This window comes from Enterobacter sp. NFIX59, from assembly GCF_900113755.1.
In the GTDB taxonomy this organism is placed as follows: domain Bacteria; phylum Pseudomonadota; class Gammaproteobacteria; order Enterobacterales; family Enterobacteriaceae; genus Enterobacter; species Enterobacter pseudoroggenkampii.
Window position 1 is genome coordinate 295,075 of sequence record NZ_FOQN01000003.1, and the last position, 26,779, is coordinate 321,853.

Consider the following 26,779-nt stretch of genomic DNA (forward strand, 5'->3'; position numbering starts at 1 on the left):
GTTTCGATTTTCAGGATAATCTATGCATCGTTCAGGTCTGACAGAGCTGGAAGTGGTGATGGCGGTGGTGCGGCGCGGCAGCTTTCGCGGCGCGGCGCAGGAGCTGGGCATGTCCGCCACGGCGGTCAGCAACGCCATCGCCGGGCTGGAGAGCCGCCTTGAGACGCGACTTTTCAACCGCACCACCCGCAGCGTGGCGCTTACCGACGCCGGACAGCGCTACGTGGCGCGTATCGGCCCTGCCCTGCAGGAGATCCGTCTCGCCGGGGAAGAGATCCACAGCGACACCGGAGAACCCGCCGGCACGCTGCGTCTGAACGTGCCAAACCATATCGGCACCCTGTTTCTGGACCAGCTGCTGATCGACTTTATGATCCGCTACCCGAAGATGCGCGTAGAGACCGTCAGCGAAGCGCGAATGATCGACATCGTCGCGGAAGGCTATGACGCGGGGATCCGCCTTGAGGAGGCTGTGCCGCAGGACATGATCGCCGTGCCGCTGACCGGGGAGATCCGCCAGCTGGTCACCGCCACGCCGGACTATTTTGCCCGTCACGGCATTCCGCAGACGCCGGACGATCTGCTTTCACATCAGGGGATCGGCATGCGGATGGCCCACGGCGGGATCTACCGCTGGGAGCTGGCCCGTCGGGGTGAAACGTACGCCCTTGCCGTACCGCCGCGTTTTGCGACGTCCGATCTTTTTGCCTCGATCCGCGCCGTGAAAGCGGGGTTAGGGGTGGGATTTTTACCGGAACTGTATATCCGTGAAGAGCTTGAGCGTGGAGAACTGATGAGCGTCCTAAACGACTGGGCGCAGCCGTTTGCCGGGCTGCGCCTGTACTACCCCGGCCATCGCCACGTCCCGCCGGGACTGCGGGCGCTGGTGGCGATGGTCCGCGAGCGCGGGATTATTCCAGGTTAGCCTTATTCAGCCCGTACGCCGCATCCAGCGCGCCGGGTTCCATGCGGGAGGTGATCCCCAGACGGTTCCAGGCGTTGATCGCCACGATAGCGAAGTTCAGCTCTGAAATCTCCACGTCCGAGAAGTGCTCCGCCACGCTGCGGTAGAGCGCATCGCTGACACCGTGAACGCCAATCTGGGTCAGCGCTTCGGTGAAGGCCAGCGCCGCTTTCTCACGGGCGCTGAACAGCGGGGACTCGCGCCAGGCCGCCAGATGGTACAGGCGCAGTTCGCGCTCGCCGGCGATTTTCGCCTCTTTTGAGTGCATATCCAGACAGAACGTACAGCCGTTCAGCTGCGACACGCGAATGTCGATCAGGTGTTTCAGCGCCGGGTCGATGGAGGTTTTTGCTACCTCCATGCTCAGGGCAGACAGCGCGTTGGCGAGGGCAGGTGTAACTTTATGGTGGTTAACGCGAGTGCTCATGGTCTTTCCTCTTTTTGTGCGGCATGTGCCGTGCGATGAGGCAAATCTACGCCGTTCATGACATAGTAAAAAGATACAAAAAGCGTGAAATGAGGTAGGACATGAAGCCGGGCTATCACGAGATTTATTCCCGCTACCGCGACAACATCATGCGCGGCGTGCTGAAGCCGGGCGACAGGGTGCCTGCCATCCGCGTGCTGGCGGAAGAGCTGAAGGTGGCGCGTAAAACCGTCGAAACGGCGTACGCCATTCTGACGGGTGAAGGGTATCTGGTGAGCCAGGGCGCGCGCGGCACGCGGGTTAACCCGGACTTACTGCTGCCGGATAAGACTGCCCCTGCGGAGCAGCCTACCGGAGCGCTTCCGGCCTCGCTCATCAGCCAGCGCGAGCGGGCGGGGTTTCTGCGCCCCGGCATCCCTGCCCTCGACAGTTTTCCGTATAAAAAATGGCTGCTGCTGGCAGGCCAGGCGACGCGCGCCATGCGTCAGGAGGAGATGCTCAACCCGCCCGTTCTGGGCTGGTATCCGCTGCGCCAGGCCATTGCCAGCTACCTCAACATCTCGCGCGGGCTCTCCTGCAGCGCCGAACAGGTGCTGATCACCAGCGGCTACAGCGGCAGCCTGCGGCTGATCCTCGACACCCTTGCCAGCCGCAGCGACAAGGTGGTGTTTGAAGATCCGGGCTATTTTATGGGCCAGCAGCTGCTCAAGCGGATCGTGCCGCGCCTGCACACGGTGCCGGTCGATCGCTGCGGCATCGACACGGACTACCTGCTGCGCCACCATCGCGACGCCCGATTTGCCATCGTCACCCCGTCGCACCAGAGCCCACTAGCGGTCACGCTCTCCCTGCCGCGTAAGCAGCAGCTGCTCGACTGGGCCAGCCAGAACGAGGCGTGGATTATCGAAGACGATTACGACGGGGAGTTTCACTACACCCGCAAGGTGCTGCCGTCGCTGAAAAGCCTCGACCATCACGACCGGGTGATTTTTATGGGCACCTTCAGCAAAACCATCATGCCGTCGCTGCGCATGGGCTACGTGGTGATGCCCGCCAGCACCGTCGGGGCCTTTACCGACTGCGCGGACATCACCACCAGCGGCCAGCCGGTGCTGACGCAAAAGATCCTCACCACGTTTCTCAACGAAGGGCATTTTTTCCGTCATCTGAAAAAGATGCGCGCGCTGTATCAGACCCGCCGCGACTGGATGATTGCCGCCCTGCAGGAGGTGTATGGCGATCTGTTTTTCACCGAGCAAAACGACGGCGGGATGCATATCGTGGCGTTCCTGACCAAAGGAAGCCGTGACCGGGAAGTGGCGCGCTGCTGGCAGGAACAGCAGCTGCAGGTCAATGCGCTTTCGGAGTGGTATCGCGGTTCCGGGAAGCGCTACGGGCTGGTGATGGGCTATAACAACGTGCGGTCGTACGAAGAGGCGGTAGAGCTGCTGGAAAGGCCGAAGCGGCAGACGTTTGCGCTGTTGCGCTGAACATCGCCGGGTGGCGGCTTCGCCTTACCCGGCCTACGGTTTAAATATCATTGCGGGACAACCCAACGTCCTTGAGCTGCTCGTCGCTCATCTGGCTCAATATGCGGCGGGTACGGTTGATGCGATACCAGTTGCAGATCGTTTTCCCGATCCAGACGAACACAATAAACGGACGTTTTGAACGATTCTCGTAGAATTCCATGATGCTCTCCTCACTGTGTCAGTGGGGTTATCATCCCGGAAATACACCCGTGCAATACAGATGCAAAAACACCTTTTGTTTAACATACAGATCCGCTAAAACAGTATCTGCATGGCAATTTTCGCAGCAATCTGTACTGGTTTTATAATCTGTATGGTGAAAACAAAGGATACAGCATGACACGCTACCAACATCTGGCCAATCTTCTGGCTGAACGCATTGAGCAAGGGCTGTATCGCAGCGGCGAACGTCTGCCGTCGGTGCGCACGCTGAGTCAGGAGCACGGCGTGAGCATCAGCACCATACAGCAGGCCTACCAGATCCTCGAAAACCTCCAGCTGATCACGCCTCAACCGCGCTCCGGCTATTTTGTCTCACCGCGCAAAGCCCAGCCGCCCGTCCCGGCAATGACGCGCCCGGTGCAGCGCCCCGTCGACGTTACCCAGTGGGATGAGGTGATGATGCTGCTGGACGCCCGCGCCGACAAAGAGATGATCTCCTTTGGCGGCGGTTCGCCGGACATTAACCAGCCGAGCCTGAAGCCCCTGTGGCGCGAGATGAGCCGCATCGCGCAGCATAATCCCGGCGAGATGCTGAGCTATGACGTGCTCGACGGGCGCCTGGAGCTGCGTGAGCAGATCGCCCGCCTGATGCTCGACGGCGGCTCCACCGTCTCGGCAAGCGACATTGTGATCACCAACGGCTGCCACGGCGCGCTGTCGATCGCTCTGCTGTCGGTATGCAAACCGGGGGATATCGTGGCGGTGGAATCGCCGTCGTTTCACGGCACCATGCAGATGCTGCGCGGGTTTGACATCAAGGCAATTGAAATTCCTACCGATCCCGAGACCGGGATCAGCATCGAAGCGTTAGAGCTGGCAATGGAGCAGTGGCCGATCAAGGCGGTGATCCTGGTGCCCAACTGCAATAATCCGCTCGGATTTATCATGCCGGAAGCGCGGAAAAAGCAGGTGCTGGCCCTCGCCCAGCGGCACGATATCGTGATTGTCGAGGATGACATTTACGGCGAGCTGGCGGCGGAGTATCCGCGCCCGCGCACCATTCATTCGATGGATATCGACGGCCGCGTGATCCTCTGCAGCTCGTTTACCAAAACCGTGGCGCCAGGCCTGCGCGTCGGCTGGATTGTGCCGGGACGCTACTACGACCGGGTAATGCACATGAAATACGCCGCGGGCGGGTTTAACGTGCCGGGCACGCAGATGGCGGTGGCGGCGTTTATTCGCGACGGGCATTACCATCGCCACGTGCGCCGTATGCGCCAGATTTATCAGCAGAATATGGAAACCTACACCTGCTGGGTGCGGCAGTATTTTCCGGCAGAGATTTGCGTCACGCGCCCGCAGGGGAGCTTCCTGCTGTGGATTGAGCTGCCGGAGAAGGTCGACATGGTATGCGTCAGCAAGCAGCTATGTCGGCTGAAGATCCAGGCCGCGGCCGGGTCGTTGTTTTCCGCCTCCGGGAAGTACCGCAACTGCCTGCGGATCAACGTGGCGCTGCCGCCGACGGACAAAAATCGCGAGGCGCTGAAGAAGCTGGGTGAAGCGATTGTGATTGCGATGGAGGAGGGCTAGTGCGGCCTGATGCCCTCACCCCGACCCTCTCCCACAGGGAGAGGGAGAAAACCGTGCCGCACTACTCGTCGAAGTACCAGTACCCCTGGTTAATCAGCCCGGTGAGCTCCTCGACAAACGCCGGGTTTTTCAGCGCATCGCCCAGCTCGGCCTGACCGAGTTCGGTGTAGCGGCACAGCGCATCCGCCCCCTTCGCGTCAACCGTCTCCAGCTGTTCGCTGTTGATGAAGAAGCTGCCGTTGATGTTCAGCACGCGCAGGCCGCTCAGGCGAGACAGCTTTTCGCCGCCCTGCAGCGCGTCCAGCACCTCTTCCGGCGCGTACGGCGGCTCGGCGGTGGCGATATCCAGCTCGTGGCGCGGCGTGGAGACAAAGCTGCCGAACCATTTTGTGAAATCATCCGGCTTGCTAATCATGTCGATCATCATCTGACGAATGCGATCCAGCTCGTACTGCTCCACGCGGCCCGGGTGTTCGCGGCAGGTCAGATCCGGATCGCTGTAGTGCTCACCGCCCAAATCGTTTTCCAGCGCATAATCGGCGAAGCTGCTGATCAGATCGCGACCGTTTGGCCCGCGGAAGCCGACGGAGTAGTTGAGTGCCGTTTCATGGGTAAAACCGTCGTGCGGGAAGCCAGGCGGAATGTAGAGGATATCGCCCGGGGCCAGGTCTTCGTCAATGATCGGCTCGAACGGATCCACGTGCAGCAGCGCCGGATGCGGGCAGAACTGACGCATCGGCAGCTTGTCACCCACGCGCCAGCGGCGGCTGCCCATCCCCTGAATGATAAACACGTCGTACTGATCGATATGCGGACCCACGCCGCCGCCCGGCACGGAGAAGGAGATCATCAGGTCATCCAGACGCCAGTCCGGCAGAACGCGGAACGGACGCACCAGTTCCGCCGCGGGCATATGCCAGTGGTTCACCGCCTGCGCCAGCAGCGACCAGCCGGTTTCGCCCAGATCGTCAAAGTGCTCAAACGGGCCGTTGCTGGCCTGCCATTTGCCGTTGAAATGGCTCACCAGACGGCTATCGACCTCCGGCTCCATCGCCAGCCCCGCCAGCTCGTCCGGGGTAATCGGGTCGACAAAGTTCGGGAAGGCATTTTTCAGCACGACGGGTTGTTTTTGCCAGTATTTCTCAAGAAATTCCGGCCAGTTCAGGTTCAGTTGATACGCCATGGGTAGCACCAGTAAGAGGGGAAACAGGCGCGATTATAGGCAAGAAGGCAGAGGGGGAACTTGTCATGGGTCAAACCCGCACGTGTAGGTCGGGTAAGACGAAGCCGCCACCCGACACAAACACGCCGCGAAAACTTAATCCAGCTTCAGTTCGTCATAGTGGGTAATCAGTTTACCCACGATACCGTAGTCCAGCGCTTCCGCCGGCGACATCCAGAAGTTGCGGTCGGTGTCTTTTTTCACTTTTTCCAGCGGCTGACCGGTGGCGTCGGCGATCAGCTTGTTCACGCGATCCAGCATGCGGATGATCTCGCGCGCTTCGATCTCAATATCCGTCGCCTGACCGCGCACGCCGCCCAGCGGCTGGTGGATCATAAAGCGGGTATTGGGCAGCGAGTAGCGGTGCTCTTTTTTCGCGGCCAGGAAGATGGTGATCCCGGCGCTCGCCACCCAGCCGGTGCCGATGACGTGCACTTCCGGGCGAATGAATTTGATGAAGTCGTGGATGGTGTCGCCCGCTTCCACGTGACCGCCCTGGCTGTTGATGTACAGCTTGATCGGATCGTTGCTGACGCTTTGCAGCAGGATCATCTGGGTGATCACTTTCTGCGCCAGCTCCTGGTTGATCTCACCGGAAATCACAATCGAACGAGACTCCAGCAGTTTTTGCTGCAGAGCGCCCGCGCCGTTTGACCCTTCCGCCTTTTCCTTGTCGCTTTCTTTCAGTGTGTAGTGCATTGTTATGTCCTCAGCATTTAGCGCTCAAAACCAGAGTGTAGCCTGTTTTACCGATCAAAGTCCTCACCGGCAAATCACGAGGGAGCTCATGCACATTGCCCATGTTGCACGCGTTTCGTTCTTTCACCGCCCCCGCCCGGATCGCTATACTTCATATGATTATCATATTGTTAAATGATAATTATATTTAATGTGTTAAGATGAAAGTCAGCATAAACAGTCCCTTACGTCACTCCTGGGGGCTGTTTGCATCCTCGACATGTAAATCAGCACCGGGGCGGTGAATGGAACACATTGTGTATGTGGTTGATGACGATGACGCAGTCAGACAGTCCGTGATCGGGCTGCTGGAATCCGCAGACTTAAACGCCATCGGCTTTTCATCGGCAGAAGCGTTTCTTCAGCACCGCTTTGAAGAACTCCCCTCGTGCGTGGTCCTCGATATGCAAATGCCCACCATCTCCGGTTTTGATGTGGCAGATGCCCTCAAGGACAGCGGGCGCGAGATCCCGATTATTTTTCTCACCGGCCACGGCACCATTCCGATGTCGGTGCGCGCCATAAAAGGCGGCGCTTACGAATTTCTCACCAAGCCCGTCGAATCCACCGCGCTTATCGACGCCATTGAGTCCGCGCTGCAGCTGGCGGAAAACAACGCCGAGCGCAATAAAGAGCACTACGCCCTGAAGCAGCGCCATCTCTCCCTCACGCCGCGCGAACACGAGGTGCTCACGCTGGCGATAAGCGGCATGCTGAATAAGCAAATTGCCGCCGAGCTGGGCGTCAGCGAGATCACGGTGAAAGTGCACCGCCGCCGCGTAATGGAGAAAATGCAGGTGCGCTCCGTGGCAGAGCTGGTCAGGGCCGTTGAGCGCCTGACCAAAAGCCAGCCCGCGGAGTAACCTTTACCCTTCCTGTACCGCCAGCGGCAGCGCAAAGGCAAATACCGTGCCGTAAGGCTCCCGGCGGCGCGCGCTCAGCTTCCCGCAGTGGCGCTCAATGATGCTGGCGCTGATGGTCAGCCCCATCCCCATTCCCTGTGGCTTGGTGGAGTAGAACGAGTCAAAGATCTGCTCCAGCCGCTCGGGCTCAATGCCGCTCCCGGTATCGGCGATCTCAACGATCGCTTTCCCGTCCGCGTTGCTGGTGCTGAGGGTGATGGTGCAGGCGCGATCCTTCACCTCTGCCATCGCCTCAACGGCGTTCATCACCAGGTTAAGCAGCACCTGCTGGATCTGCACGCTATCGCCGGTGATAAAGCTGTCCTGCGCCTTCAACAGGTAATCAACGCTAATGTGTCGCTGCTCCAGCTCGCTGCGGGAGAGCGCGATGATATGGTGGAGCAGATAGTGCAGATCGATGCGCGAGAAGGTGGGATCCTGCTTGCGCGTCAGGGACTGGATGCTGCGAATGATCTCCCCCGCCCGCGCGCCTTCCGCGGCGATCTCTTCCAGCCCTTCCCGCACTTTATCCAACCGGGCCGGCTCCCGGCTGAGCCAGCGCAGGCTCGCTCCGGCGTTCGAGACGATCGACATCAGCGGCTGGTTGATCTCGTGGGCGATGGAGGAGGTCAGCTGCCCGACGGTGGTGGCGCGGGACACCCTCGCCAGATCCGCCTGCGCCACCCGCATGGCATCCTCCGCGGCGCGCTGGCTGGTGATATCGGTGATGATGCCGTAATACTCGTTCACCTCGCTGCCCACGCCCACCGGATCGCCAATCCCCAGGATATAGCGCGTTGAACCGTCGGTACGCTTAACCCGAAACTCCGCGCGCATGGAGAGCCCTTCGCGCACGCTCTGCGTGACGATGGTGCTGATGCGGGCGTAATCGTCTTCATGAACGAAGGTCAAAAACTCCGCCATGGAGATCATCTTTTGCCGCTCGGGCAGGCCGAGGATGCGGGCGTACTCCTCCGAGACAAACATCAGATCCTGCTCCAGCTCCCAGCGCCAGCTGCCGGTGTGGCTGATCTGCTCGCCCAGCATCAGCGAGGTCTGGCTGGCGCGCAGCTCTTTTTCCACCCGACGGCGCTGGATGTTCTCCCCCAGCAGCTCGGCGTACAGCCGTGCCGTCTCCAGGGACACCGCGGCCTGCGCCCCCAGCAGGCTCACCACGCGAGAATGCTCGGCGGTGAAAACCTCCGGCATCAGGCGGTTTTCCAGGTAGAGCACGCCCACCAGCCGCGCCTGTTTGAACATCGGGACGCACATGACGGCCGCCCCCGAGGTCACCAGATAGGGATCCTGGCTGAAGGGGTGAAACTCCTCCGGCTTACCGGTGCGGATCTCCTGCCCGGTGCGGATCACCGCCGCCAGCACCGACAGGGGCATGTCGGTCGCCGTCGGCACGTCTTTCAGGATCCGCACCCGCACACCTTCGGTGCTGGTCCAGGCGCTGGCCTCGATCTCCGGGATCAGGCTATCGCTCACGCGAAGCAGCAGCCCGCGCTGCGCCCCGGCGCGTTCGAGGAGGATCGTCATCAGGTTTTCGATTAAGCGCTCGAGGTTGATCTCTTCCGACAGCGCGCGGGAGGCTTTGATGACGCTCTGCAGATCGCGGATGGTCTCGTTCTGGGCGAACGCCACCGTGTCATAGGCGCTCGCCTGCCCGGAGGCCAGCAGATGCGGGAAATCCTGCTCCAGCTGGCGCACCTTGGCCTGCGCGCCCGCCCGGCCCCAGGCGGCAATTGCGCCGCGGAAGTGTGCGTCCGAGGCGGTTGGGTAGCCGCAGGCCAGCGCAAAGCGGCCCGCCAGCTCGTGGGCCAGGGCATTAATCGGATTAAATCCGCCCTCGCGGGAGAGCCGGACCGCCTTCTCATACTGCTCAAGCGCGATGCTGTTCATCCCGTCCAGCCGCACGATTTCGGCGTAGATCAGCGCCTCTTTATCCGCGAACGTGCCGGGATTAATGCGCGCCCAGAGGGCGATTTTGTCGTAGTGGGCGTGAATGCTGCGGCGGTGGTTCGCTGAGAAGGTCTCCGGCGTCAGCTGACGCGAAAGCGCCAGGGCGCTGTAGAGATGGTAATCCAGCAGATGAATGTGCCCCGGCGCAGACCACGCGTACCAGCCCGCCATCTCCAGATCCGCCTGCGCGTCGGCATACTCGCCGCAGGTAAAGTGGGCCATGCCGCGGTAGAGCCAGTACCAGAACAGCATAGTGGAGGTCTGCTCCGGTGCCTGCTCCGGCGACGCGGGCAGCAGCGCCTCCGGCAGCACCTGCGATGCGGTCCAGGTGCCGATAACCGGCGTGCGCAGGAACTCAACGTAGCCGCGCTGGACCATCAAGATGGTCTCCACGTCCTGGAAGTGGGTTTTACGCACGAACGCCAGACCGCGATCGATGCTGGTCAGCACCCCGTCCAGGTGATCGCCCCGGGAGAGGAAGTTAATCACCTGGTGGCAGGCCGCAAAGCAGGCCATCGTCATATCCCCGTGGGTCACAGCCGAGGTAAAGCAGGCTTTCGCGCACTCGATGGTAAACGATAAAGGCTGGGTCCAGACGCTGAGCTGGTCGAGCGGCAGCAGGGTTTTGGCTTCGAACGCGTCGTAGCCGTGGCGATTCACCAGTTCGCGGGCCAGGGTGCCGTACTGGAAGCCGAGGCGATACTCGGCGTAGCGGTGGCCCATCAGCACGCCAAACCAGGCCATCGCCGTGGTGGAGGCGCCGGTAATACCGTGGTCGAGCGTCAGGTGCATCATGCGGCAAAGCAGCAAAAAGTGCAGGCGCGGACAGATGAAGCTGGCGCAAATGCTGGCGCTGTAGAGCAGGTTCATCACCGCTTCGGTTTCCGGGTTCTCCATCCGCGAGAGCGGGGCAAACAGGCTTTGCGGCACGTCGCCCGCGCGGTTACAGAAGTGTTCCCAGGCCTTGTCGCAGTCGGCATCTTCCGGATAGCGGCCGATCTGAATACCGAATACCCCCAGCCAGCAGAGCGCCGCCTCCAGCGCCAGACGGCTATCCGACTGGCGAATGTACACTTCCACCAGCAGATTGGCCGCCAGCGCCTTTTCGGTCAGCCCGCCGGGGCAGCCGAGAATGGCGTCACACAGCTCGCGGGTGCGCTCCAGGTGCCCCAGCGCAAACTCGCAGCCCGCCTCTTCGATATCGAGCATAAAGTCCGACACCGTCCCGGCGTTGCCCAGCGCTCGGGCAGTCTGGATATAGCTCAGCGCCGAAAGGTAATCCCCCGAACGCTTCGCGCGTCGCGCGGCCAGCAGGCTCAGCTCGCGGAACATCTGGCGCTGCGGGGCGGGCTGGATGCTGTCCAGCGCGGCCGTGACGTGATGTACGGCGCGGAACAGCAGCTCGTTCCCCGCCGCCTGCCGCGCGGCGTCGGCCAGCAGGCTGGCGGTGGTCAGATGAAGATGGCTTTTCTCATGCCGATCCAGCAGCGCAAAGGCGGCCTCCTGCACCCGGTCATGGGTGAAGGAGTACGCTTTCTCCGTCAGCACGATCAGCTGCGCCATGACCGCCGGATGCAGCGCGTAGCGCATTTCCGCCATCGATATACCGACCACGCGGCAGATCATCTCCATTTCCCCCGTGCCGCCGAGGCAGGCAAGGCTGCCCAGCAGGCGACGCGTCTCGTCGGGCAACTCTTCCAGCTTCTCCAGCACCAGGGTGACGACGTTTTCGGTGTAATGCCGGGCGCGGATCGCCTGCAGATCGTAGTGCCACTTGTCCTGATATTTGTTGTGCACCACCAGCCCGTCATCGACGATGCGGCGGAAAAATTCGTGTACAAAGAGCGGGTTGCCCCCGGTCTTTTCATGGATCAGCGTGGCGAGGTCGGTCGTCGCCGTGCTGCGGGTGCGAAATACCGTCCCCAGCCAGCGGGACACGGCTTTGACAGAGAGCGCCTGCGGGACAATTTCGCTCGCGTGCTGTGCCGCCTCCGGCAGGCTCGCCAGCTGCTGTTGCAGTGCGGGTTCGGACAACGAACCGATGTCGCGGTGAGCCACAACTACCAGCAGCGGGATCGCGCCGCAGTTCACCAGCAGATAGTTGAGCGTATGCAGGCTGGCGGCGTCGCTCCACTGGAGATCGTCGAGCACCAGCACCAGCGGGCAGCCCTGCGAGGCAAAGGTTTTCACCAGCGCCAGCACCATATGGCTGAAGCGCGCCCGGGCATCAATGGAAAACGTATCCGCCGGGAAGCGCGGCTTGCGCTCAAGCAGCAGGCCCAGCTCGGGCACGAGGCTGACGGCCAGCGCCTCGTGTCCTTCCAGAGCGCGGGAAAGACGGATTTTCCACTTCGCCACCTCGTCCGCCGGCAGGCCCAGCAGGTGCAGCGTCAGTGGGCGGAATGCGGAGCTTAATACGCCGTAGGGCAATGACGGTGAAAACTGATCCACTTTGCCCACCGCCAGCAGCACCGTACGCTGCTGGAGCGTTTTTAACGCCGTCGCAATGATGGAGGATTTGCCGATCCCCGACGGCCCGCCGATGGTCACCAGCTCCGGCACGCGGTTCTGCCCCACCCGCTCAAACGCGGCAATGACGTCATTCGCCTGCGGATGCGTCGCGAACAGCGAGTCCGCCAGAAGAATAGCCGGGGTGCGGTCCTGCTGGCCGGGGGTAAAGGCAACGATCTCGCCCTCACCGGTCAACGTCGCCTGGCAGCGGCGGAGGTCGGCAATCAGCCCGTCAACCGTCTGGTAGCGGTTATCCGGGTGCTTTTCCAGCAGCTTCAGGATGATAGTCGACAGCATTCCCGGCACGTCCGGGCGTATCGCATCCGGGGCCAGCGGCGCCGAGGCAATATGGTAGTGCGCCCAGTTGGTCCGATCGTCCTCCCCCAGTTCAAACGGCAGGCGTCCGGTCAGGAGTTCATACAGCACCACGCCGAGGCTGTAGAGATCGCTGCGGCCATCGACGGGGCGCTGGGTGCGGGAGGTGTGCTCCGGGGACATATACGCCGGCGTGCCGCCTGAAACGGCAAGCCGGGTCTGCGCGAAGGCGCCGGAGAGGCTGCATGAAAGGCCAAATCTGCCCAGACGGCAGGTGGCATCGTGATGAACAAAAATATTGCCGGGCTTGATATCGCCGTGGATCAGGTTTTGCAGATGCATCTGGCGCAGGGGGGCGCAGATCTGGATCGCCAGCTCGATAAAGCGCGCGATCCCCGAGATCGCCCTGCCCGCGCGCCGCGCCAGCAGCTCAAAGGAAAACGGGGCGTACACCAGCGCGAAGCGTCCCCGGTACTGGGTGGACGCGACGGCGCGAATGGCCCAGCTGTCCTGCAGCGCGTCACGCAGCGCAAACTCGTTTTTCAGCAGCCGGGTGGCCCGCTCTTCCTCTTCGTCGCTGACCGCGGTGGCGATAATGAACGAGCCGCCGGAATGAGGATGTCGAGCATGCATCCAGGCGATTCCGCCCTCCTGCGCCAGCACGGTAAAAATCACATCCTCTTTAAGGACAAAAACCCGCCCCTGGTGAAGATTCCCCTGGGCGGGCCAGAATGCAGGCTGCTCGTGTTCGTTCATCCGCGATCCTTATTGTCGGCGGGCCAGCTCCCGCTGAATATGATCCAGCAGAATATCGATGTTAATCGGCTTACGCAAAAAAGCAGCGGCGCCCAGACCGAGAGCGTACCGCTGCATATTTTCATCAGCATGACCGGAGATAAAGAGCACGGGCGGAGGCGGTACGGCCAGCAGCCGCAGCTTGTCAAACAGCTCAAGGCCGCTCATGCCCCGGAGCTTGATATCGGTGATCACCAGCGCCGCGCCGGACAGGGCAAGCGGATGGCTCAGAAATACCTCTGCCGAATCAAACGTGTCGGTTGAATAGCCTTCCGACTCCAGGAGATTACTCAACCCGCTGCGGACGGAACGTTCGTCATCAATGATGGCAATGCGCCACGGCAGCGTCATGCTGTTTTTCCTCTAACCAGTCATTTAACGTCGCGAGGGTCCTTCGCGGGCGCAGGGGGCGCCGTGCCGCTGATTTTCGGTACGCATTCGTGACGAAACCAGGCGAGGGTGAGCGGTTCGCGACTCAGTAAACGTCGTCCCACCGGGATGAGCTGTTCGCCCACCAGCATGCCAAACAGGCCAAGCAGGGCGACAACCGGCGGCGCCGGGGAATGGACGTCGAGCAGAGCGTAAATTACCCCAGCAACCACGCCGCACACCAGCGAAATTATCCATGCTTTCATGATGACGCTCCCGTCTGCGATGCCGCCTGCGGAACGGTCACCTGAGGAGGAGGGGCGCCGTCGCGGGATAAGAGATGCCGCGTCGCCTGTTCACCCGCCAGCATCCCCAGCAGACCAATCAGCGCCAGCGCGGGCGGCGCGGGGGAGCGCACCTTCAGCACGGCATACATCAGGCCAATCAACACGCCTGCCGCAAGGGATATCAGCCCAGTACTCATCGTGAACTCCAGAGAAAGAGGCAGCGGCGAGCCGGATGAGGGACCAGCCCGCCGACGGGACTTAGCGAGCCGGGACCGGCGCTAAGGTGCGGTGCTCGCTCTTCTGGCGAGACGGCGCTTTATGCACCATGGTGTAGGCGTAATCCACGCCCATGCCGTACGCGCCGGAATGCTCGCGCACGATGTCCATCACCGCGGTGTAGGTCTCTTTACGCGCCCAGTCGCGCTGCCACTCCAGCATCACCTGCTGCCAGGTCACCGGGATCACGCCCGCCTGGATCATGCGCTGCATCGCATAGTCGTGGGCTTCTTTGGAGGTGCCGCCGGACGCGTCCGCCACCATATAAATTTCGTAGTCGCCTTCCAGCATCGCGCACAGGGCAAAGCTGTTGTTGCACACTTCGGTCCACAGACCGGCCACCACGACCTTCTTCTTGCCGTTGGCCTTCAGCGCGTCGCGCACCTTCTGGTCGTCCCAGGAGTTCATGGAGGTACGCTCCAGAATGTCCTGACCCGGGAACACGTCCAGCAGCTCAGGATAGGTATTGCCGGAGAAGCTTTCGGTCTCTACGGTGGTGATGATGGTCGGGATGTTGAACACCTTAGCCGCTTTCGCCAGCGCCACGGTGTTGTTTTTCAGCACCTGGCGGTCAATCGACTGCACGCCAAACGCCATCTGAGGCTGGTGATCGATAAAGATGATCTGACAGTTCGCAGGGGTTAACACTTCGAGCTTTGAAGAGGTCATAGCATTTTCCAGTGGTTAAGGGTAGAAATCGCCGCGAGCGCCGCGACGATAAAGTCACCCTCATCCTGCGGTTTTCCTTCTCCGCGCGTAATTATCTCTTCGTATAGTTAACCTTAGGTATAGTTATACTTTGGTATACCTATCCTATTGTATAACTGGATCTTTGCCGAAACCGGTTCCCATAATCCTGACCATTCCCCTCTCAGTCAGGAGCAGTTTATGGTTACCCCAGGTAAAGCCGATCTCATTCTGGTTAACGGCCAGTTTCACACCGTCGATCGCGAGAATCCTGTCGCGGAAGCCGTTGCCGTGCGCGACGGAAAATTTCTGGAAGTGGGTACCGTCGCCGAGGTGATGCAACACCACGGCGACGGCACCAAAGTAGTGGATTTGAAAGGTCACACCGCCATCCCCGGCCTCAACGACTCGCACCTGCACCTGATCCGCGGCGGGCTGAACTACAACCTCGAGCTGCGCTGGGAAGGCGTGCCCTCCCTGGCCGACGCCCTGCGGATGCTGAAAGAGCAGGCCCTGCGCACCCCGTCGCCGCAGTGGGTGCGCGTGGTGGGTGGCTGGACCGAGTTCCAGTTTGCCGAGCGTCGCATGCCAACCCTGGACGAAATTAACGACGCCGCGCCGGATACCCCGGTCTTCATCCTGCACCTGTACGACCGCGCCCTGCTCAACCGCGCCGCGCTGAAGGTGGTCGGCTACACCAAAGACACGCCAAACCCGCCGGGCGGCGAGATCCAGCGCGACGCCAACGGCAACCCGACCGGGATGCTGATTGCCCGTCCGAACGCCATGATCCTCTACGCCACGCTGGCCAAAGGGCCGAAGCTGCCGCTGGAGCAGCAGGTCAACTCCACCCGCCAGTTCATGCGCGAGCTCAACCGTCTGGGGCTGACCAGCGCCATCGACGCGGGCGGCGGCTTCCAGAACTACCCGGAAGATTACGAGGTGATCGCCGAGCTGCACGCGAAAAAGCAGATGACCATCCGCATCGCCTACAACCTGTTTACCCAGCGTCCGGGCCACGAGCTGGAAGACTTTGAAAAATGGACCGACATGCTCACGCCGGGCCAGGGCAGCGACTTCTTCCGCCACAACGGCGCGGGCGAGATGCTGGTCTTCTCTGCCGCCGATTTTGAAGATTTCCTCGAGCCGCGCCCGGACCTCGCGCCGGGCATGGAGGACGAGCTGGAGCGCGTGGTGCGCCATCTGGTGGAGCACCGCTGGCCGTTCCGCCTGCACGCCACCTATAACGAATCCATCAGCCGCATGCTGGACGTCTTCGAGAAGGTGAACCGCGACATTCCGTTCAACGGCCTGCACTGGTTCTTCGACCATGCGGAAACTGTGTCACAGGCCAACATCGACCGCATCAAAGCGCTCGGCGGCGGCATTGCCGTCCAGCACCGCATGGCCTTCCAGGGCGAATACTTCGCCGAGCGCTACGGCATCGAAGCCACCCGCCACACGCCGCCGGTGGCGAAAATGCTCGAGACCGGCGTGCCGGTGGGCTTAGGGACGGACGCCACCCGCGTGGCGAGCTACAACCCGTGGACCGCGCTCTACTGGCTGGTCTCCGGCCGCACCGTCGGCGGGATGCAGATGTACGATCACAGCGCCCGTCTGGACCGCGATACGGCCCTGATGCTCTGGACCCAGGGCAGCGCGTGGTTCTCCAGCGAGCAGAACCAGAAGGGGCAGATCAAGGTCGGCCAGCTCGCCGACCTGGCAGTGCTGAGCAAAGACTATTTCCGCGTGCCGGAAGAGGAGATCAAGGGCATCGAGTCCGTTCTCACGGTGGTCAACGGCGATATCGTCTACGCCGCGGGCAGCTTTGGCCCGCTCGCGCCGCCGGCCATCCCGGTCCTGCCCGAGTGGTCACCGGTGGTCAAGGTGCCGGGCCACTACCGCAGCGCGCCGCCGCAGGCCGCACGCGTGGGTATGAGTGTGGCTCACCACTGCAGCGGCCCGTGCGGGGTTCACAGCCACCAGCACGATTTCGCCCGCACGTCAGCGATGCCGGTGTCCGACGATAACGCTTTCTGGGGGGCGCTGGGCTGCAGCTGCTTTGCATTCTGATGAAAAACACCACTATGCCGCCCCGGATCGACCTGGGGCTGTTCTTCCTGCGCCTGACCGGCAGCCTGCTGCTGCTCTACGTGCACGGCCTGCCGAAGGTGCTGCACTTCAGCGAAGAGCTGACGCGCATTGAAGATCCGTTCGGCTTCGGGCCTTACGCGAGCCTGATCCCGGCAATTGTCGCCGAGGTGATCTGCCCGCTGTTTATCATTGCGGGCGTCTACACCCGTCTGGCGTGCCTGCCGATTATCGCCGTGCTGCTGGTGGCGATGCTGGCGGTCCACCCGAACTGGTCGATTGCCGAAGGGCAGTTTGGCTGGCTGCTGCTGATTATCTTCACCACTCTCGCCCTCACCGGGCCGGGCCAGTGGCGGCTGCAGCGTAAGGCAACGGAGAGGTTCGCATGACCCAGGTTAACGACGTTCGCGACGCACACGTCGAGACGACGCCCGCACCGACGGTTTCACCCTGGCAGCCGCTGAGCCAGCCGGTGTTCCGCATGCTGTGGATCGCCACGGTGGTCTCTAACGTCGGCTCATGGATGAGCGACGTCGGCATCAACTGGAGCATGCTGACCCTGAGCGCCGACCCGCTGGATATCGCGCTGGTGCAGGCGGCCAGCAGCCTGCCGATGTTCCTCTTTGCCCTGCCTTCCGGGGTGATGGCGGACATCGTTGACCGGCGTAAATACCTGCTCTTCTCCCAGCTGTGGGTGTTCATCGCCGCAGCCGGGCTGACGGCGCTCTCCTTCACCGGACACGTCACCCCCACCGTGCTGCTGGTGGCGACGTTTCTGCTGAGCGTGGGGGCGGCGATGAGCTCGCCGCCGTTCCAGGCCGTGGTGCCCGATCTGGTGAGCAAGCCGGAGCTGGGCGCCGCCGTGGCGCTGAACTCGCTCGGGGTGAACATCAGCCGGGCGATTGGCCCCGCGCTGGGCGGTTTCCTGCTGTCGCTCGCCGGGCCGTGGATGGTGTTTGCCCTGAACGCGCTGTCCGTGGTGGGCGTGGCGTGGGTACTGTGGCGCTGGCGTCCGGCCCCGTCCATTCAGCGTCTGCCGCCGGAGCACTTCTTCTCTGCGGTGCGCACCGGCATCCGCTACGTGCACGCCGCGCCGGTGCTGCGCAACGTGCTGGTGCGTACGGTGGCCTTCTTCGTTTTCGGCAGCGCGGGCTGGGCGCTGCTGCCGCTGGTGGCGCGCCGCGAGCTGGGCCTGGGCCCGGCGGGCTACGGCGTGATGCTGGCGTGCATTGGCCTGGGGGCGATTGCCGGGGCCATCCTGCTGCCGCGCCTGCGCCAGCGGCTGAACGCCGACCGCCTGATGGTGGCCGCGAGCCTGGTCTTTGCCCTCACCATGCTGGCGCTGGCGTTTGTGCGCCACGTCTGGCTGCTCAACCTGTTTGAGTTCTTCACCGGCTTCGCGTGGATTGCGGTGCTCTCGACGCTGAACCTCGGCGCGCAGCGCAGCGCCGCCCGCTGGGTGAAGGCCCGCGCGCTGGCGGTCTACCTGACGGTATTCTTCGGCTCGATGACCACGGGCAGCGCCATCTGGGGGCAGATAGCCTCCCGGTTTGGCACCCCGACCGCGCTGGTTGTCGCCACGCTGGGGATGGTGCTGGCAAGCGCCACCGTGTTCCGCTGGAAGCTGGAGAAAGACCCGGAATTAAACCTCGACCTGAGCGGCCAGCCGCTGGACGGGGTGGAGATCGACCTGCCGAACGAGCGTGGCCCGGTGCTGGTCTCACACGAGTACATTATCGACCCGCACAACGCAAAAGCCTTCCTGGAGGCGGTACACGAGCTGCGTCGGGTACGACGCCGCGCGGGGGCGATGAGCTGGGCGGTGTACGAGGATATTGAGCGCCCCGGCCTGTTTATCGAGACCTTCCTGATGGGCTCGTGGATTGAGCATCTGCGCCAGCAGGAGCGCCACACCATGAATGACCTCCTGCTGCAGAGCCGCGTTCTGGCTTTTCATCAGGGCACAACATCACCGGCCATTCGCTATCTGGTCGCGCCGGTATAACCATCACCATCACCTGCACAGGAACACACTATGGCAACGTTTAAGGCAAAAGACGGCACGCAGATTTACTACAAAGAAGGCGGCGCGGGCAAACCGGTTCTCTTCAGCCACGGCTGGCCGCTGGACGGCGACATGTGGGACAGCCAGCTGAACTACCTGGCCGAGCGCGGCTTCCGCGCCATCGCCTTTGACCGTCGCGGCTTTGGCCGCTCGGATCAGCCGTGGAACGGTTACGACTACGACACCTTTGCGTCCGACATCAACGACCTGATCACCACCCTGGACCTCCAGGACGTGACGCTGGTGGGCTTCTCCATGGGCGGCGGCGATGTGACCCGCTACATCAACAACTACGGCAGCGCGCGCGTCGCCGGTCTGGCGCTGCTGGGCGCGGTCACGCCAATCTTCGGCAAATCCGACACCTTCCCACAGGGTGTGGATCAGAGCGTGTTCGACGGCATTCGCGACGGACTGCGTAAAGATCGCGCCCAGTTCATCAGCGACTTCGCCACCCCGTTCTACGGCACCAACGCCGGGCAGACCGTTTCCGCCGGTGCCCTGACCCAGACGCTGAACATCGCCCTGCTGGCGTCCCTGAAGGGCACCATCGACTGCGTGACCGCCTTCGGCGAAACCGACTTCCGCCCGGATATGGCGAAAATCGACGTGCCGACGCTGGTGATCCACGGCAGCAACGACCAGATCGTGCCGTTTGAAAGCACCGGCAAGCTGGCGGCAGAGATGATCAAAAACGCCACGCTGAAGGTGTACGACAACGCGCCGCACGGCTTCGCGCTGACCCACCAGGACCAGCTCAACGAAGACCTGCTGGCGTTTGTGAAGTCGCTGTAAGTCTTAAAAGCGAAGCCTGATGGCGCTTCGCTTATCAGGCCTACAAGGGCTGGTCCTGTAGGCCGGGTAAGGCGCAGCCACCACCCGGCGCTTTCGCAGACGCGTTGCGCTCCGCCAGCAGCCGACAAATCTCCGCGTGCTTCTCCTCGGTAAAGGTAAAGCGCGACATAAAGCCCATGCGGATCAGCGAGCCTATCGCCGGCAGCAGGCAAATCCCGAAGAACAGCCCCGACAGCACGCTCTCGCTCTGAATTTGCGCCTGCGGCACGTAGCCGATCATCGTCAGAAACACGCCGATAAGCCCGCCGCCCACCGCTACCGACATCTTGCCGGTGAAGGTCTGCCCGGAGAAAGTGATCGCCGCGCAGCGCTTGTGGGTGTGGTACTCCGCGTACTCGATGGTGTCGGCAATCATCGACGAGGTGAGGATGTTGGTCATCATCACGAACAGCGTGCTCAGGCCGAGCAGAATAAACAGCATCGTCACCTGCTGATAGCCCACAAACCACATCACCACGCGCACCGCCACGTCCAGCCCGCAGAGGATCATAAACAGCTTCCGCTTCTGCATCCGGCGCGTCAGCATCGGGGCGACCAGGCACAGCACCGCCGCGACAATCCCCATCACGCCAATCGCCATCTGCAGGCTGCCGTCGCCCAGGTTGTTGATAAAGAAGTAGATATACAGCCCGCCCGCCACGTTGTGAAACACGCAGAAGAAGAACGACAGCAGGACGATAAACAGCGGCTTGTTCTGGCGCAGGTTGCGGAAGGTGTCGCGGATGGTCACCTTTTCCGGGCTCGGCGGCACGCGCTCTTTGATCTGCATGAAGCCGTTGAGCATCAGCGGCAGGCCCACCAGCATCATCACCAGCGCCGCCATAAAGTAGCCTTTGTCATTGCTGTACTGGGCGAAATAGGCCGCCAGCTTCGGGAAGAAGATGTTGGCGCAGGCAATCCCGGCGTTCACCCCGAGCATCGCCGCCGTCACCGCGCGGGTGCGCTGCCCGGAGTCGTTGGTCATCACCGACGACATCGACCAGAACGGGATATCGGAGATGGCGTACAGCGTCCCCCACAGGATATACGTCACCCCGGCGTAGAGGATTTTGGTGGTCATGTCCGCTTCGATTTTATAGAACGACAGCAGCGTGACACCGGTGATCAGCAGCGGGGCGATCAGCAAAAAGTGGCGAAACTTGCCGAACCGGCTGTTAATGGTGTCCATAATGCTGGCAAACAGCGGATCGTGAACCGCGTCCCACGCGCGGGCAATCAGGAAGATGGTGCTCGCCGCCAGTGCTGAGATCCCCAGCACGTCGGTGTAAAAATAGTTAATAAACGAACCCACTAAACCAAAGCTAAAACACTGACCTAAACCATAACCAAAATAAGACCACAGCTCGCGAGACGGTATTTTCATTGTCGTTGCCATTGTTATATGCCTGCCTGGTTGCCCGGCGGTGGACCGCCGGGTCGATATTATTAGTCCTGCGCCTGAGGGGCGATCTTGCGCAACTGCTGCATCAGGGCGATTTCACGGCGTGAGAACGGAATGCCGTTCTCCTCAAACACGTCGTGGAACCAGAGGCGGCAGTAGTCCGTGGACTCCTTCATCACCACCGGCCACGGCAGCCACGTCTGGGTTTTGCCGCGCACCAGCCCCCACTGATACGGTGCGACCTTCGCCGCGTACATCAGCGGAAGCTGCTCCTCGATGGTGCTGCCCACGTGGCGCGCCAGCCATTCGGTACAGAACATCGGGCGACCGAGCGCCTGCAACTGCTGAATAATCGCCGTCATGCGCCCGGTGTGGGTGTAGGCGTGGAAACTCACCACGTCCGAGAGCGCCAGCGCGGTCTGGTCCAGCGGGTGCTGGAAGAACGTCTCGCCCTCCTCTTCCGGCGGCAGGCGCCACGCGCAGACGGTGAGCGGCTGGGTCGGGTCTTCTTCACGCACCCACTGGAATGCGAGCTTCATCAGCGCGTGGGCGCAGGTCTCCAGCTTCGCGTCGTACTGCACCTCCTGCGTGCCCGTCGCGAAAATGCCGCGGTTGCCCGGCTCGTTATACAGATCCCACAGCAGCACGCGCTTATCGTCGCGGAACTGGCGAACAACGTCGCGGATATAGCACTCAATCTGCGGCCAGCAGTCGGGATTGCACACCTTATCGCGCCCCGGGCTCGCCGCCGCCTGGCTGTTGTGCTTGCCCGGTACCGGCGGCTTTTGCGGGCCAAGGTACGGCTCGTCGCCGGAGAAGCCGCAGTCGTCCATCAGGGTCAGCATGGTGCTGAACCCGTGGCCGTCAGCAATCGTCAAAAAGCGGTCGATGCGCGCCATCAGCCCGTCGCGGTCGTGCTCCCAGACGATAAACGGCAGGTTGATACGCAGAGTGTTGTAGCCCGCCTCCGCCGCCCAGCCAAGCTCGCGGTCAATCGTCCCGGCGTCGAAAGTCTCTGCCTGCCAGATATCGGTCCAGTTCACCGCCGTCGACGGCAGATAGTTAAACCCGCACAGCCAGCCCTTTTGCTCATACCACGCCTGGGCCTGCTCCCTGCTCCACTGCTCTTTCATTACGCGTCCTCTTACTGATAATATTTAGCTAATAAATATTAGCTGCGGGATAAATGCGCAATTTCCCGCACGAAGAAAAGCGATACCCCTCACAAAGTTCACGCTTCGATGAATGAGAAACGTGATCGACGGCGCTAAAGCGTGCGGTTAGGGTATGATGCGAAATCGCGAAAGGGAGAGGACGGATGAAGCGAAAAACGAAGGTAACGATGAACGATATTGCGCGGGCGGCAGGGGTGTCGCAGGCGACGGTATCGCTGGTGCTTAACCAGTCCCGCAACATCAAGCTCAGCGACGACACCCGCCAGCGGGTCATTGGCGTCGCTACCGAGCTCGGCTACGACCGCCTCCCCGCCGTACACGCCCCGCGCAACCAGGAAGAGATTGCCCTGCTGGTCAGCTCGCTGCAGAGCTTTGACCCGTTTATCGACGCCATCAGCCAGGCGCGGGAAGCGGCGTGGCGCAACGAGACTCTGCTCACCGTCTACGACTACGGCGACGACATCGAGCTGGCGCTGAACATCATCCGCCAGCTGGAGAAGCGCAACTGCATCGGGATTATTCTCGCGTCTCCGGTCACCACGCTGGTGGACATGACGGCATTCCAGGACTGCACCCGCATCCCGCTGGTGCTGCTCAACCAGCGCGACCCCGGCTCGCCGCTGCTGCCGTCGTTTATCCCGGACGACTACGCCAACGCCTTCCAGGTGACGAAACACCTCATCGCCTGCGGGGCCTCGCGCATCGCCCACATCACCGGCGAGAGCTGGATGGAAGCCTCGCGCCAGCGTCTGGCGGGCTACCAGGCCGCGCTGCAGCAGGCCGGACTCGCGTGCGACGACGGCCTGGTGCGCCAGACCAACTGGCAGTTCAGCGAGTCCTTTACCGCGACGACTTCTCTGCTGGAGCTGGCCGAGCGCCCGGACGCCATCTTCTGCGCCAGCGACTGGCTGGCGATTGGCTGCTATCAGGCGCTGGCGGTGAACGGCGTGCGCATCCCAGAGGACATGCTGCTGGCGGGCTACGACGACCAGAAGATTTCCGAGCAGCTCACCCCGCCACTGACCAGTATTCAGCTGCCCTACAGCGAGCTGGGACGGCTGGCGGTGGAGTACCTGTGCAATCAGGAAGATGCCGCCACGCACGTGACGCTGGCGGGCAGGCTGAAGGTGCGCGCCTCAAGCCCCGTCTGAGGTAAACACCATCCCCGCGTAGGGCTTCTCGCGGCACGCCGCCAGCCGCGCGGCGAGGCTGCCCACGTGCAGCTCCAGCTTGTGCCCGTCCGGGTCGAGAAAATAGAACGACGCCCCCTCGCTTTTGTTCTGCTTCCAGACGGTGACGCCCGCCTGCTCAAGCCTTTGCGAGAACGGTTCAAAATCCTCTTCCGCCACGGTAAACGCGTAATGGGTGTAGTCGCTCTCCTGCGGCGGCACGTACCGGCGCGCCTCGTCGTACGACAGGCAGACCCACAGATCGCCGCAGGTGAGATAGGCCCCGGTATTCCAGCGGGCGTGCAGCGTCAGCCCCAGCAGTTCGTGCCAGAAGGTGACGCTTTTTTGCAGGTCGCTGACCGCGAGGGTCAGGTGGTTGAGTGATTGCAGCATGACGTGCCCTTTTGTTTTTCGCGCCGGACGTGGTACGGTAAAGAGATGAACATAAACCACGCCGTGCTCACCGTAAACCGCTGGTGGCTGCCTTCTTAAAGGCGGCACGGAGTAGTTTTCCCCATTTTCAGATAGCCGCCGAAAGGCGGCTTTCTCACATCTAAGACCCCTTTCGGCATTACAACGTTAAGGAGTCTTTATGAACGCACCCACCATCCTCACCGGCGACCGCCCAACCGGCCCGCTGCACCTTGGCCACTTCGTCGGATCGCTGCGCCAGCGCGTGGCGCTCCAGCACACGCACAACCAGTTTGTGCTGATTGCCGACCTGCAGGGGCTGACCGACAACGGCAGCAACCCGCAGAAGATCCGCGACAACATCCCCGAAGTGCTGGCCGACTACCTCGCCGCCGGTATCGACCCGAACCTGACCACGATCTGCCTGCAGTCCGCCCTGCCCGCCCTCGCCGAGCTGACGATGCTGTATATGAACATCGTCACCGTCGCCCGCGTGGAGCGTAACCCGACGGTGAAAAACGAGATTGCGCAAAAGGGTTTCGCCCGCTCGCTGCCGGTCGGGTTTATGGCTTACCCCATCAGCCAGGCGGCGGACATCACCGCGTTTAAGGCCGAGTGCGTGCCCGTCGGCGACGACCAGCTGCCGATGATTGAGCAGACCAACGAGATTGTGCACAAGATGAACAGCCTGCTGCCCGCCCCTGTGCTGCGCCACTGTAAGGCGATGCTGAGCGACACCAGCCGCCTGCCCGGCATCGACGGCAGCGCCAAGATGTCGAAATCGCTGGGCAACACGCTGCACCTTTCGGCCAGCGAAGAGACGATTCACCGTGCGGTCAGCGCCATGTACACCGACCCGAACCACCTGAAGGTGAGCGACCCGGGGCAGATTGAGGGGAACGTGGTGTTTACGTATCTCGACGCGTTTCATCCGGACAAAGACAAAGTGGCGGCGATGAAGGCGCACTATCAGGCGGGTGGGCTGGGTGACCGGGTTTGCAAGAACGAACTGGAAGCGTGCCTGCAGGAGCTGATTGCGCCGATGCGGGAGCGGAGGGCGATGTATATGCAGGACAAGGGAGAGCTGATGGCGATGCTGAAGCGCGGGACGGAACGGGCGCAGGGGGTGACGCAGGGGACGTTGAGGGAGGTGAAGGTTGGGCTGGGGGTGCCGGTGTTTTGATTAGGTGAGTTGATTGAGGTTGGGCGGTGGAGTGGGGGATTGGCACGAAGCCGCTTTGCCTCTCGATTTAAAATATCGTTTGTTATAAGAATACTTAATTTGCCCTTTAGATAATTTAAATTGCTTTAGTCACTTTAATATTACATTGATAAATCCTTTATAACCCGCTTAAAGGATTAACATGGCAGATGTAGATAATATATCGCTGGGATTATTCAACGTAATCGAATCTCCAGATACAGTCACAGCGTTTATAAATGGAGGCTTATCCGTTCCGCTGGATTATGGCTATTTGATCTATGGTATCTTTGACACTGAAACAAGGCATGAACGCGAAACCGAAAGAATTCGGATAGCTAACGCAATCATAAAAGACATTTTGAATTACGATAATATCGTCAATGCAGCCAAGCAAATTTTTAAACTATTCAACAGATATTTAACCGAGGCTGAGCAAGATAAGGTTTATAGACCAGCAGCTTCTTCAATACTAGGTAGAGTATCAACAAATATTATAGCGGCAACCATTGCGAAACGTGTTATTGAAAGAACGTCTTTTACATTTGTGGTTTTCAAAGGCAAATTAAATCCAATAACAGGACTGAGTACACTCCTTTTGTTTGGAGGCATGGCAGAACGCTCAATCAGAACATCTGCCCGGCTTAAAGCAGAAGCACCGGAGATATACGAACTTCTCAGACCCCGAGACTACGACCTACTCTACTTTCTCTTTGCTGATGCCGTCCAACCTTTCGTAGATGCTATCCATGCAGGTTACTCAGAAGGAAAACCTGTATTTAATCAGATCATAAACAAACTTAATGAAAAACTTAAAGCCAAACGTACGGTAGGCTCGTATGAGTAAGTTTATTATTCCCATTATAAATCTACTTCTTTGTTCATATTTAGTCTTATTATATATCCTTAGCTGGGTTGAATTCGAAACCTGGCATGATAAAATAATCGCCTTTTGCATAATTACCATAAGCGCTTACATTATTTCATTAGTAATGAATAAATTCCTGCCAGGAAAGATACATATTTTTGGCGGGATCCTGGATGTGTTATCAGGTCCCTTACTGATCATCGGTGCATTTGCTTGTATAGCTGTACTTGAACCATGGCCGCTGAAAATTATTGGCTTATTCATATGGGTCGTGGCGATGTTGCACCTACCTTCTTTTGTAAATATAGATGAGGAATAACCATGTCAAATCCAGCATATCTTTGGTTAACCGATACTAATGGCTCACCCGTCGTAGGAGGTTCCATGGTGTCCGGTCGGTTAGGCGCTATTGAATTAAAGGCGGTCGCTCATCACCTCACCATTCCTGTGAGTGGACATACAGGCCGACTAACAGGTACCCGCGTACATACACCGATTGCCGTTCAGAAAGAGTTTGATAAAACAACACCGGTTCTCATCAGGGCACTGTGTGAAAACCAAACGCTAAAATCGGCTACGATCAAAATGTATCAAATTGATGATGCAGGAATCGAGAGAGAATATTTCAACATTATCCTGGAGAATGTAAAAATCACGGGCATTACGCCCAATCTGTTCCCGGGTTCTGGAACAGGAACGCATACAGAAACAATCGAGCTAAGATATGAGGCAATCACCTGGAAACACTGTGACGGGAATATAGTTTACAGAGATGCATGGAATCATATGGCGATAGCCTGAACCGACTTTAAAATTTCTCG

General features: G+C 60.6%; 25 protein-coding genes. 13 read left to right on the plus strand and 12 right to left on the minus strand.

The window, feature by feature from the left end:
• Window positions 1-22: 22 nt before the first annotated feature.
• Entirely contained in the window at window positions 23-925 is a 903-nt protein-coding gene (locus tag BM007_RS13530) for a LysR family transcriptional regulator (protein WP_090419220.1), read from the plus strand.
• Here BM007_RS13530 and BM007_RS13535 read toward each other — a convergent pair.
• Window positions 912-1,391 carry a carboxymuconolactone decarboxylase family protein gene (locus BM007_RS13535; RefSeq protein WP_024909883.1) on the minus strand — a complete coding sequence of 160 codons (480 nt, stop codon included), beginning with the start codon at window positions 1,389-1,391 and terminating at the stop codon, window positions 912-914. The genes BM007_RS13530 and BM007_RS13535 overlap by 14 nt on opposite strands.
• 101 nt (window positions 1,392-1,492) lie before the next feature.
• On the opposite strand from BM007_RS13535, the gene BM007_RS13540 reads away from it, so the two are divergent.
• A complete protein-coding gene (locus BM007_RS13540) occupies window positions 1,493-2,881 on the plus strand; it encodes a MocR-like pyridoxine biosynthesis transcription factor PdxR (RefSeq protein WP_090419223.1) in 1,389 nt (462 codons plus the stop codon).
• Window positions 2,882-2,921: 40 nt separating this feature from the next.
• On the opposite strand, the gene BM007_RS13545 is transcribed toward BM007_RS13540, so the two are convergent.
• Complete coding sequence (locus BM007_RS13545; protein WP_032645487.1) at window positions 2,922-3,083, minus strand: DUF1127 domain-containing protein; 162 nt, start codon at window positions 3,081-3,083, stop codon at window positions 2,922-2,924.
• Between the two features lie 176 nt (window positions 3,084-3,259).
• Here BM007_RS13545 and BM007_RS13550 point away from each other — a divergent pair, with 176 nt between their 5' ends.
• Window positions 3,260-4,678, plus strand: a complete 1,419-nt coding sequence (locus BM007_RS13550; protein WP_024909502.1) for an aminotransferase-like domain-containing protein — start codon at window positions 3,260-3,262, stop codon at window positions 4,676-4,678.
• Window positions 4,679-4,739: 61 nt separating this feature from the next.
• Here BM007_RS13550 and BM007_RS13555 read toward each other — a convergent pair whose 3' ends face one another.
• Together BM007_RS13555 and BM007_RS13560 are read right to left on the minus strand one after the other, a co-directional pair.
• Window positions 4,740-5,861 (minus strand): ribosomal protein uL16 3-hydroxylase, encoded by a 1,122-nt coding sequence (locus BM007_RS13555; RefSeq protein WP_090419226.1) that lies wholly within the window; start codon window positions 5,859-5,861, stop codon window positions 4,740-4,742.
• A 135-nt stretch (window positions 5,862-5,996) separates the two neighbouring features.
• Complete coding sequence (locus tag BM007_RS13560; protein ID WP_024909504.1) at window positions 5,997-6,599, minus strand: ATP-dependent Clp protease proteolytic subunit; 603 nt, start codon at window positions 6,597-6,599, stop codon at window positions 5,997-5,999.
• A gap of 284 nt (window positions 6,600-6,883) precedes the next feature.
• Between BM007_RS13560 and BM007_RS13565 the strand changes: the two genes are divergently transcribed.
• The gene (locus BM007_RS13565; protein ID WP_032649964.1) at window positions 6,884-7,501 is read left to right on the plus strand and encodes a response regulator transcription factor; all 618 of its coding nucleotides are present in this window, start codon (window positions 6,884-6,886) and stop codon (window positions 7,499-7,501) included.
• Window positions 7,502-7,504: 3 nt separating this feature from the next.
• Here BM007_RS13565 and BM007_RS13570 read toward each other — a convergent pair whose 3' ends face one another.
• From BM007_RS13570 to BM007_RS13590, 5 genes are all read right to left on the minus strand, one after another.
• Entirely contained in the window at window positions 7,505-13,087 is a 5,583-nt protein-coding gene (locus BM007_RS13570; protein ID WP_090419229.1) for a trifunctional serine/threonine-protein kinase/ATP-binding protein/sensor histidine kinase, read from the minus strand.
• A 9-nt stretch (window positions 13,088-13,096) separates the two neighbouring features.
• Window positions 13,097-13,477 carry a response regulator transcription factor gene (locus tag BM007_RS13575; protein WP_008501346.1) on the minus strand — a complete coding sequence of 127 codons (381 nt, stop codon included), beginning with the start codon at window positions 13,475-13,477 and terminating at the stop codon, window positions 13,097-13,099.
• Between the two features lie 20 nt (window positions 13,478-13,497).
• Window positions 13,498-13,761 carry a XapX domain-containing protein gene (locus BM007_RS13580; RefSeq protein WP_024909507.1) on the minus strand — a complete coding sequence of 88 codons (264 nt, stop codon included), beginning with the start codon at window positions 13,759-13,761 and terminating at the stop codon, window positions 13,498-13,500.
• A complete protein-coding gene (locus BM007_RS13585; protein ID WP_024909508.1) occupies window positions 13,758-13,979 on the minus strand; it encodes a DUF1427 family protein in 222 nt (73 codons plus the stop codon). The genes BM007_RS13580 and BM007_RS13585 overlap by 4 nt, the downstream gene beginning before the upstream one ends.
• 61 nt (window positions 13,980-14,040) lie before the next feature.
• Entirely contained in the window at window positions 14,041-14,727 is a 687-nt protein-coding gene (locus BM007_RS13590; RefSeq protein WP_008501349.1) for a hydrolase, read from the minus strand.
• Window positions 14,728-14,946: 219 nt separating this feature from the next.
• Between BM007_RS13590 and BM007_RS13595 the strand changes: the two genes are divergently transcribed.
• From BM007_RS13595 to BM007_RS13610, 4 genes are read left to right on the plus strand one after another with little or no spacing between them, the layout of a single operon-like run.
• Complete coding sequence (locus BM007_RS13595) at window positions 14,947-16,818, plus strand: amidohydrolase (RefSeq protein WP_090419231.1); 1,872 nt, start codon at window positions 14,947-14,949, stop codon at window positions 16,816-16,818.
• Entirely contained in the window at window positions 16,818-17,225 is a 408-nt protein-coding gene (locus BM007_RS13600; RefSeq protein WP_090419234.1) for a DoxX family protein, read from the plus strand. Before BM007_RS13595 ends, BM007_RS13600 begins: the two co-directional genes overlap by 1 nt.
• Window positions 17,222-18,841 carry an MFS transporter gene (locus tag BM007_RS13605; protein ID WP_024909511.1) on the plus strand — a complete coding sequence of 540 codons (1,620 nt, stop codon included), beginning with the start codon at window positions 17,222-17,224 and terminating at the stop codon, window positions 18,839-18,841. The genes BM007_RS13600 and BM007_RS13605 overlap by 4 nt, the downstream gene beginning before the upstream one ends.
• A gap of 30 nt (window positions 18,842-18,871) precedes the next feature.
• The gene (locus BM007_RS13610; RefSeq protein WP_039265314.1) at window positions 18,872-19,693 is read left to right on the plus strand and encodes an alpha/beta fold hydrolase; all 822 of its coding nucleotides are present in this window, start codon (window positions 18,872-18,874) and stop codon (window positions 19,691-19,693) included.
• A 40-nt stretch (window positions 19,694-19,733) separates the two neighbouring features.
• Here the strand turns inward: BM007_RS13610 and BM007_RS13615 are convergent, their stop codons facing one another.
• Complete coding sequence (locus BM007_RS13615) at window positions 19,734-21,128, minus strand: MFS transporter (RefSeq protein WP_090419236.1); 1,395 nt, start codon at window positions 21,126-21,128, stop codon at window positions 19,734-19,736.
• A 50-nt stretch (window positions 21,129-21,178) separates the two neighbouring features.
• Window positions 21,179-22,267: a cellulase family glycosylhydrolase gene (locus BM007_RS13620; protein ID WP_090419238.1), complete on the minus strand. Its 1,089-nt coding sequence runs from the start codon at window positions 22,265-22,267 to the stop codon at window positions 21,179-21,181.
• A 185-nt stretch (window positions 22,268-22,452) separates the two neighbouring features.
• Here BM007_RS13620 and BM007_RS13625 point away from each other — a divergent pair, with 185 nt between their 5' ends.
• Window positions 22,453-23,460 carry a LacI family DNA-binding transcriptional regulator gene (locus BM007_RS13625; protein WP_090419242.1) on the plus strand — a complete coding sequence of 336 codons (1,008 nt, stop codon included), beginning with the start codon at window positions 22,453-22,455 and terminating at the stop codon, window positions 23,458-23,460.
• Here BM007_RS13625 and fosA read toward each other — a convergent pair.
• Entirely contained in the window at window positions 23,446-23,871 is a 426-nt protein-coding gene (gene fosA, locus BM007_RS13630) for a FosA/FosA2 family fosfomycin resistance glutathione transferase (protein ID WP_090419245.1), read from the minus strand. The two genes, BM007_RS13625 and fosA, sit on opposite strands and share 15 nt — an antisense overlap.
• 199 nt (window positions 23,872-24,070) lie before the next feature.
• On the opposite strand from fosA, the gene trpS reads away from it, so the two are divergent.
• The 4 genes from trpS (at window position 24,071) to BM007_RS13650 (ending at window position 26,759) form a co-directional block, all read left to right on the plus strand.
• Window positions 24,071-25,072 (plus strand): tryptophan--tRNA ligase, encoded by a 1,002-nt coding sequence (trpS, locus tag BM007_RS13635; protein ID WP_090419248.1) that lies wholly within the window; start codon window positions 24,071-24,073, stop codon window positions 25,070-25,072.
• A gap of 181 nt (window positions 25,073-25,253) precedes the next feature.
• Window positions 25,254-25,937, plus strand: coding sequence for a hypothetical protein (locus BM007_RS13640; RefSeq protein WP_090419250.1), 684 nt, complete (start codon window positions 25,254-25,256; stop codon window positions 25,935-25,937).
• Window positions 25,930-26,277 carry a hypothetical protein gene (locus BM007_RS13645; protein ID WP_090419253.1) on the plus strand — a complete coding sequence of 116 codons (348 nt, stop codon included), beginning with the start codon at window positions 25,930-25,932 and terminating at the stop codon, window positions 26,275-26,277. The genes BM007_RS13640 and BM007_RS13645 overlap by 8 nt, the downstream gene beginning before the upstream one ends.
• Before the next feature lie 2 nt (window positions 26,278-26,279).
• Window positions 26,280-26,759 (plus strand): Hcp family type VI secretion system effector, encoded by a 480-nt coding sequence (locus BM007_RS13650; protein ID WP_028015347.1) that lies wholly within the window; start codon window positions 26,280-26,282, stop codon window positions 26,757-26,759.
• Window positions 26,760-26,779 lie beyond the last annotated feature (20 nt).

Coding starts and splice junctions, on each gene's coding strand:
- BM007_RS13530 (WP_090419220.1), top strand. CDS start 23: ATGCATCGTTCAGGTCTGACAGAGCTGGAAGTGGTGATGGCGGTGGTG.
- BM007_RS13535 (WP_024909883.1), bottom strand. CDS start 1,391: ATGAGCACTCGCGTTAACCACCATAAAGTTACACCTGCCCTCGCCAAC.
- BM007_RS13540 (WP_090419223.1), top strand. CDS start 1,493: ATGAAGCCGGGCTATCACGAGATTTATTCCCGCTACCGCGACAACATC.
- BM007_RS13545 (WP_032645487.1), bottom strand. CDS start 3,083: ATGGAATTCTACGAGAATCGTTCAAAACGTCCGTTTATTGTGTTCGTC.
- BM007_RS13550 (WP_024909502.1), top strand. CDS start 3,260: ATGACACGCTACCAACATCTGGCCAATCTTCTGGCTGAACGCATTGAG.
- BM007_RS13555 (WP_090419226.1), bottom strand. CDS start 5,861: ATGGCGTATCAACTGAACCTGAACTGGCCGGAATTTCTTGAGAAATAC.
- BM007_RS13560 (WP_024909504.1), bottom strand. CDS start 6,599: ATGCACTACACACTGAAAGAAAGCGACAAGGAAAAGGCGGAAGGGTCA.
- BM007_RS13565 (WP_032649964.1), top strand. CDS start 6,884: ATGGAACACATTGTGTATGTGGTTGATGACGATGACGCAGTCAGACAG.
- BM007_RS13570 (WP_090419229.1), bottom strand. CDS start 13,087: ATGAACGAACACGAGCAGCCTGCATTCTGGCCCGCCCAGGGGAATCTT.
- BM007_RS13575 (WP_008501346.1), bottom strand. CDS start 13,477: ATGACGCTGCCGTGGCGCATTGCCATCATTGATGACGAACGTTCCGTC.
- BM007_RS13580 (WP_024909507.1), bottom strand. CDS start 13,761: ATGAAAGCATGGATAATTTCGCTGGTGTGCGGCGTGGTTGCTGGGGTA.
- BM007_RS13585 (WP_024909508.1), bottom strand. CDS start 13,979: ATGAGTACTGGGCTGATATCCCTTGCGGCAGGCGTGTTGATTGGCCTG.
- BM007_RS13590 (WP_008501349.1), bottom strand. CDS start 14,727: ATGACCTCTTCAAAGCTCGAAGTGTTAACCCCTGCGAACTGTCAGATC.
- BM007_RS13595 (WP_090419231.1), top strand. CDS start 14,947: ATGGTTACCCCAGGTAAAGCCGATCTCATTCTGGTTAACGGCCAGTTT.
- BM007_RS13600 (WP_090419234.1), top strand. CDS start 16,818: ATGAAAAACACCACTATGCCGCCCCGGATCGACCTGGGGCTGTTCTTC.
- BM007_RS13605 (WP_024909511.1), top strand. CDS start 17,222: ATGACCCAGGTTAACGACGTTCGCGACGCACACGTCGAGACGACGCCC.
- BM007_RS13610 (WP_039265314.1), top strand. CDS start 18,872: ATGGCAACGTTTAAGGCAAAAGACGGCACGCAGATTTACTACAAAGAA.
- BM007_RS13615 (WP_090419236.1), bottom strand. CDS start 21,128: ATGGCAACGACAATGAAAATACCGTCTCGCGAGCTGTGGTCTTATTTT.
- BM007_RS13620 (WP_090419238.1), bottom strand. CDS start 22,267: ATGAAAGAGCAGTGGAGCAGGGAGCAGGCCCAGGCGTGGTATGAGCAA.
- BM007_RS13625 (WP_090419242.1), top strand. CDS start 22,453: ATGAAGCGAAAAACGAAGGTAACGATGAACGATATTGCGCGGGCGGCA.
- fosA (WP_090419245.1), bottom strand. CDS start 23,871: ATGCTGCAATCACTCAACCACCTGACCCTCGCGGTCAGCGACCTGCAA.
- trpS (WP_090419248.1), top strand. CDS start 24,071: ATGAACGCACCCACCATCCTCACCGGCGACCGCCCAACCGGCCCGCTG.
- BM007_RS13640 (WP_090419250.1), top strand. CDS start 25,254: ATGGCAGATGTAGATAATATATCGCTGGGATTATTCAACGTAATCGAA.
- BM007_RS13645 (WP_090419253.1), top strand. CDS start 25,930: ATGAGTAAGTTTATTATTCCCATTATAAATCTACTTCTTTGTTCATAT.
- BM007_RS13650 (WP_028015347.1), top strand. CDS start 26,280: ATGTCAAATCCAGCATATCTTTGGTTAACCGATACTAATGGCTCACCC.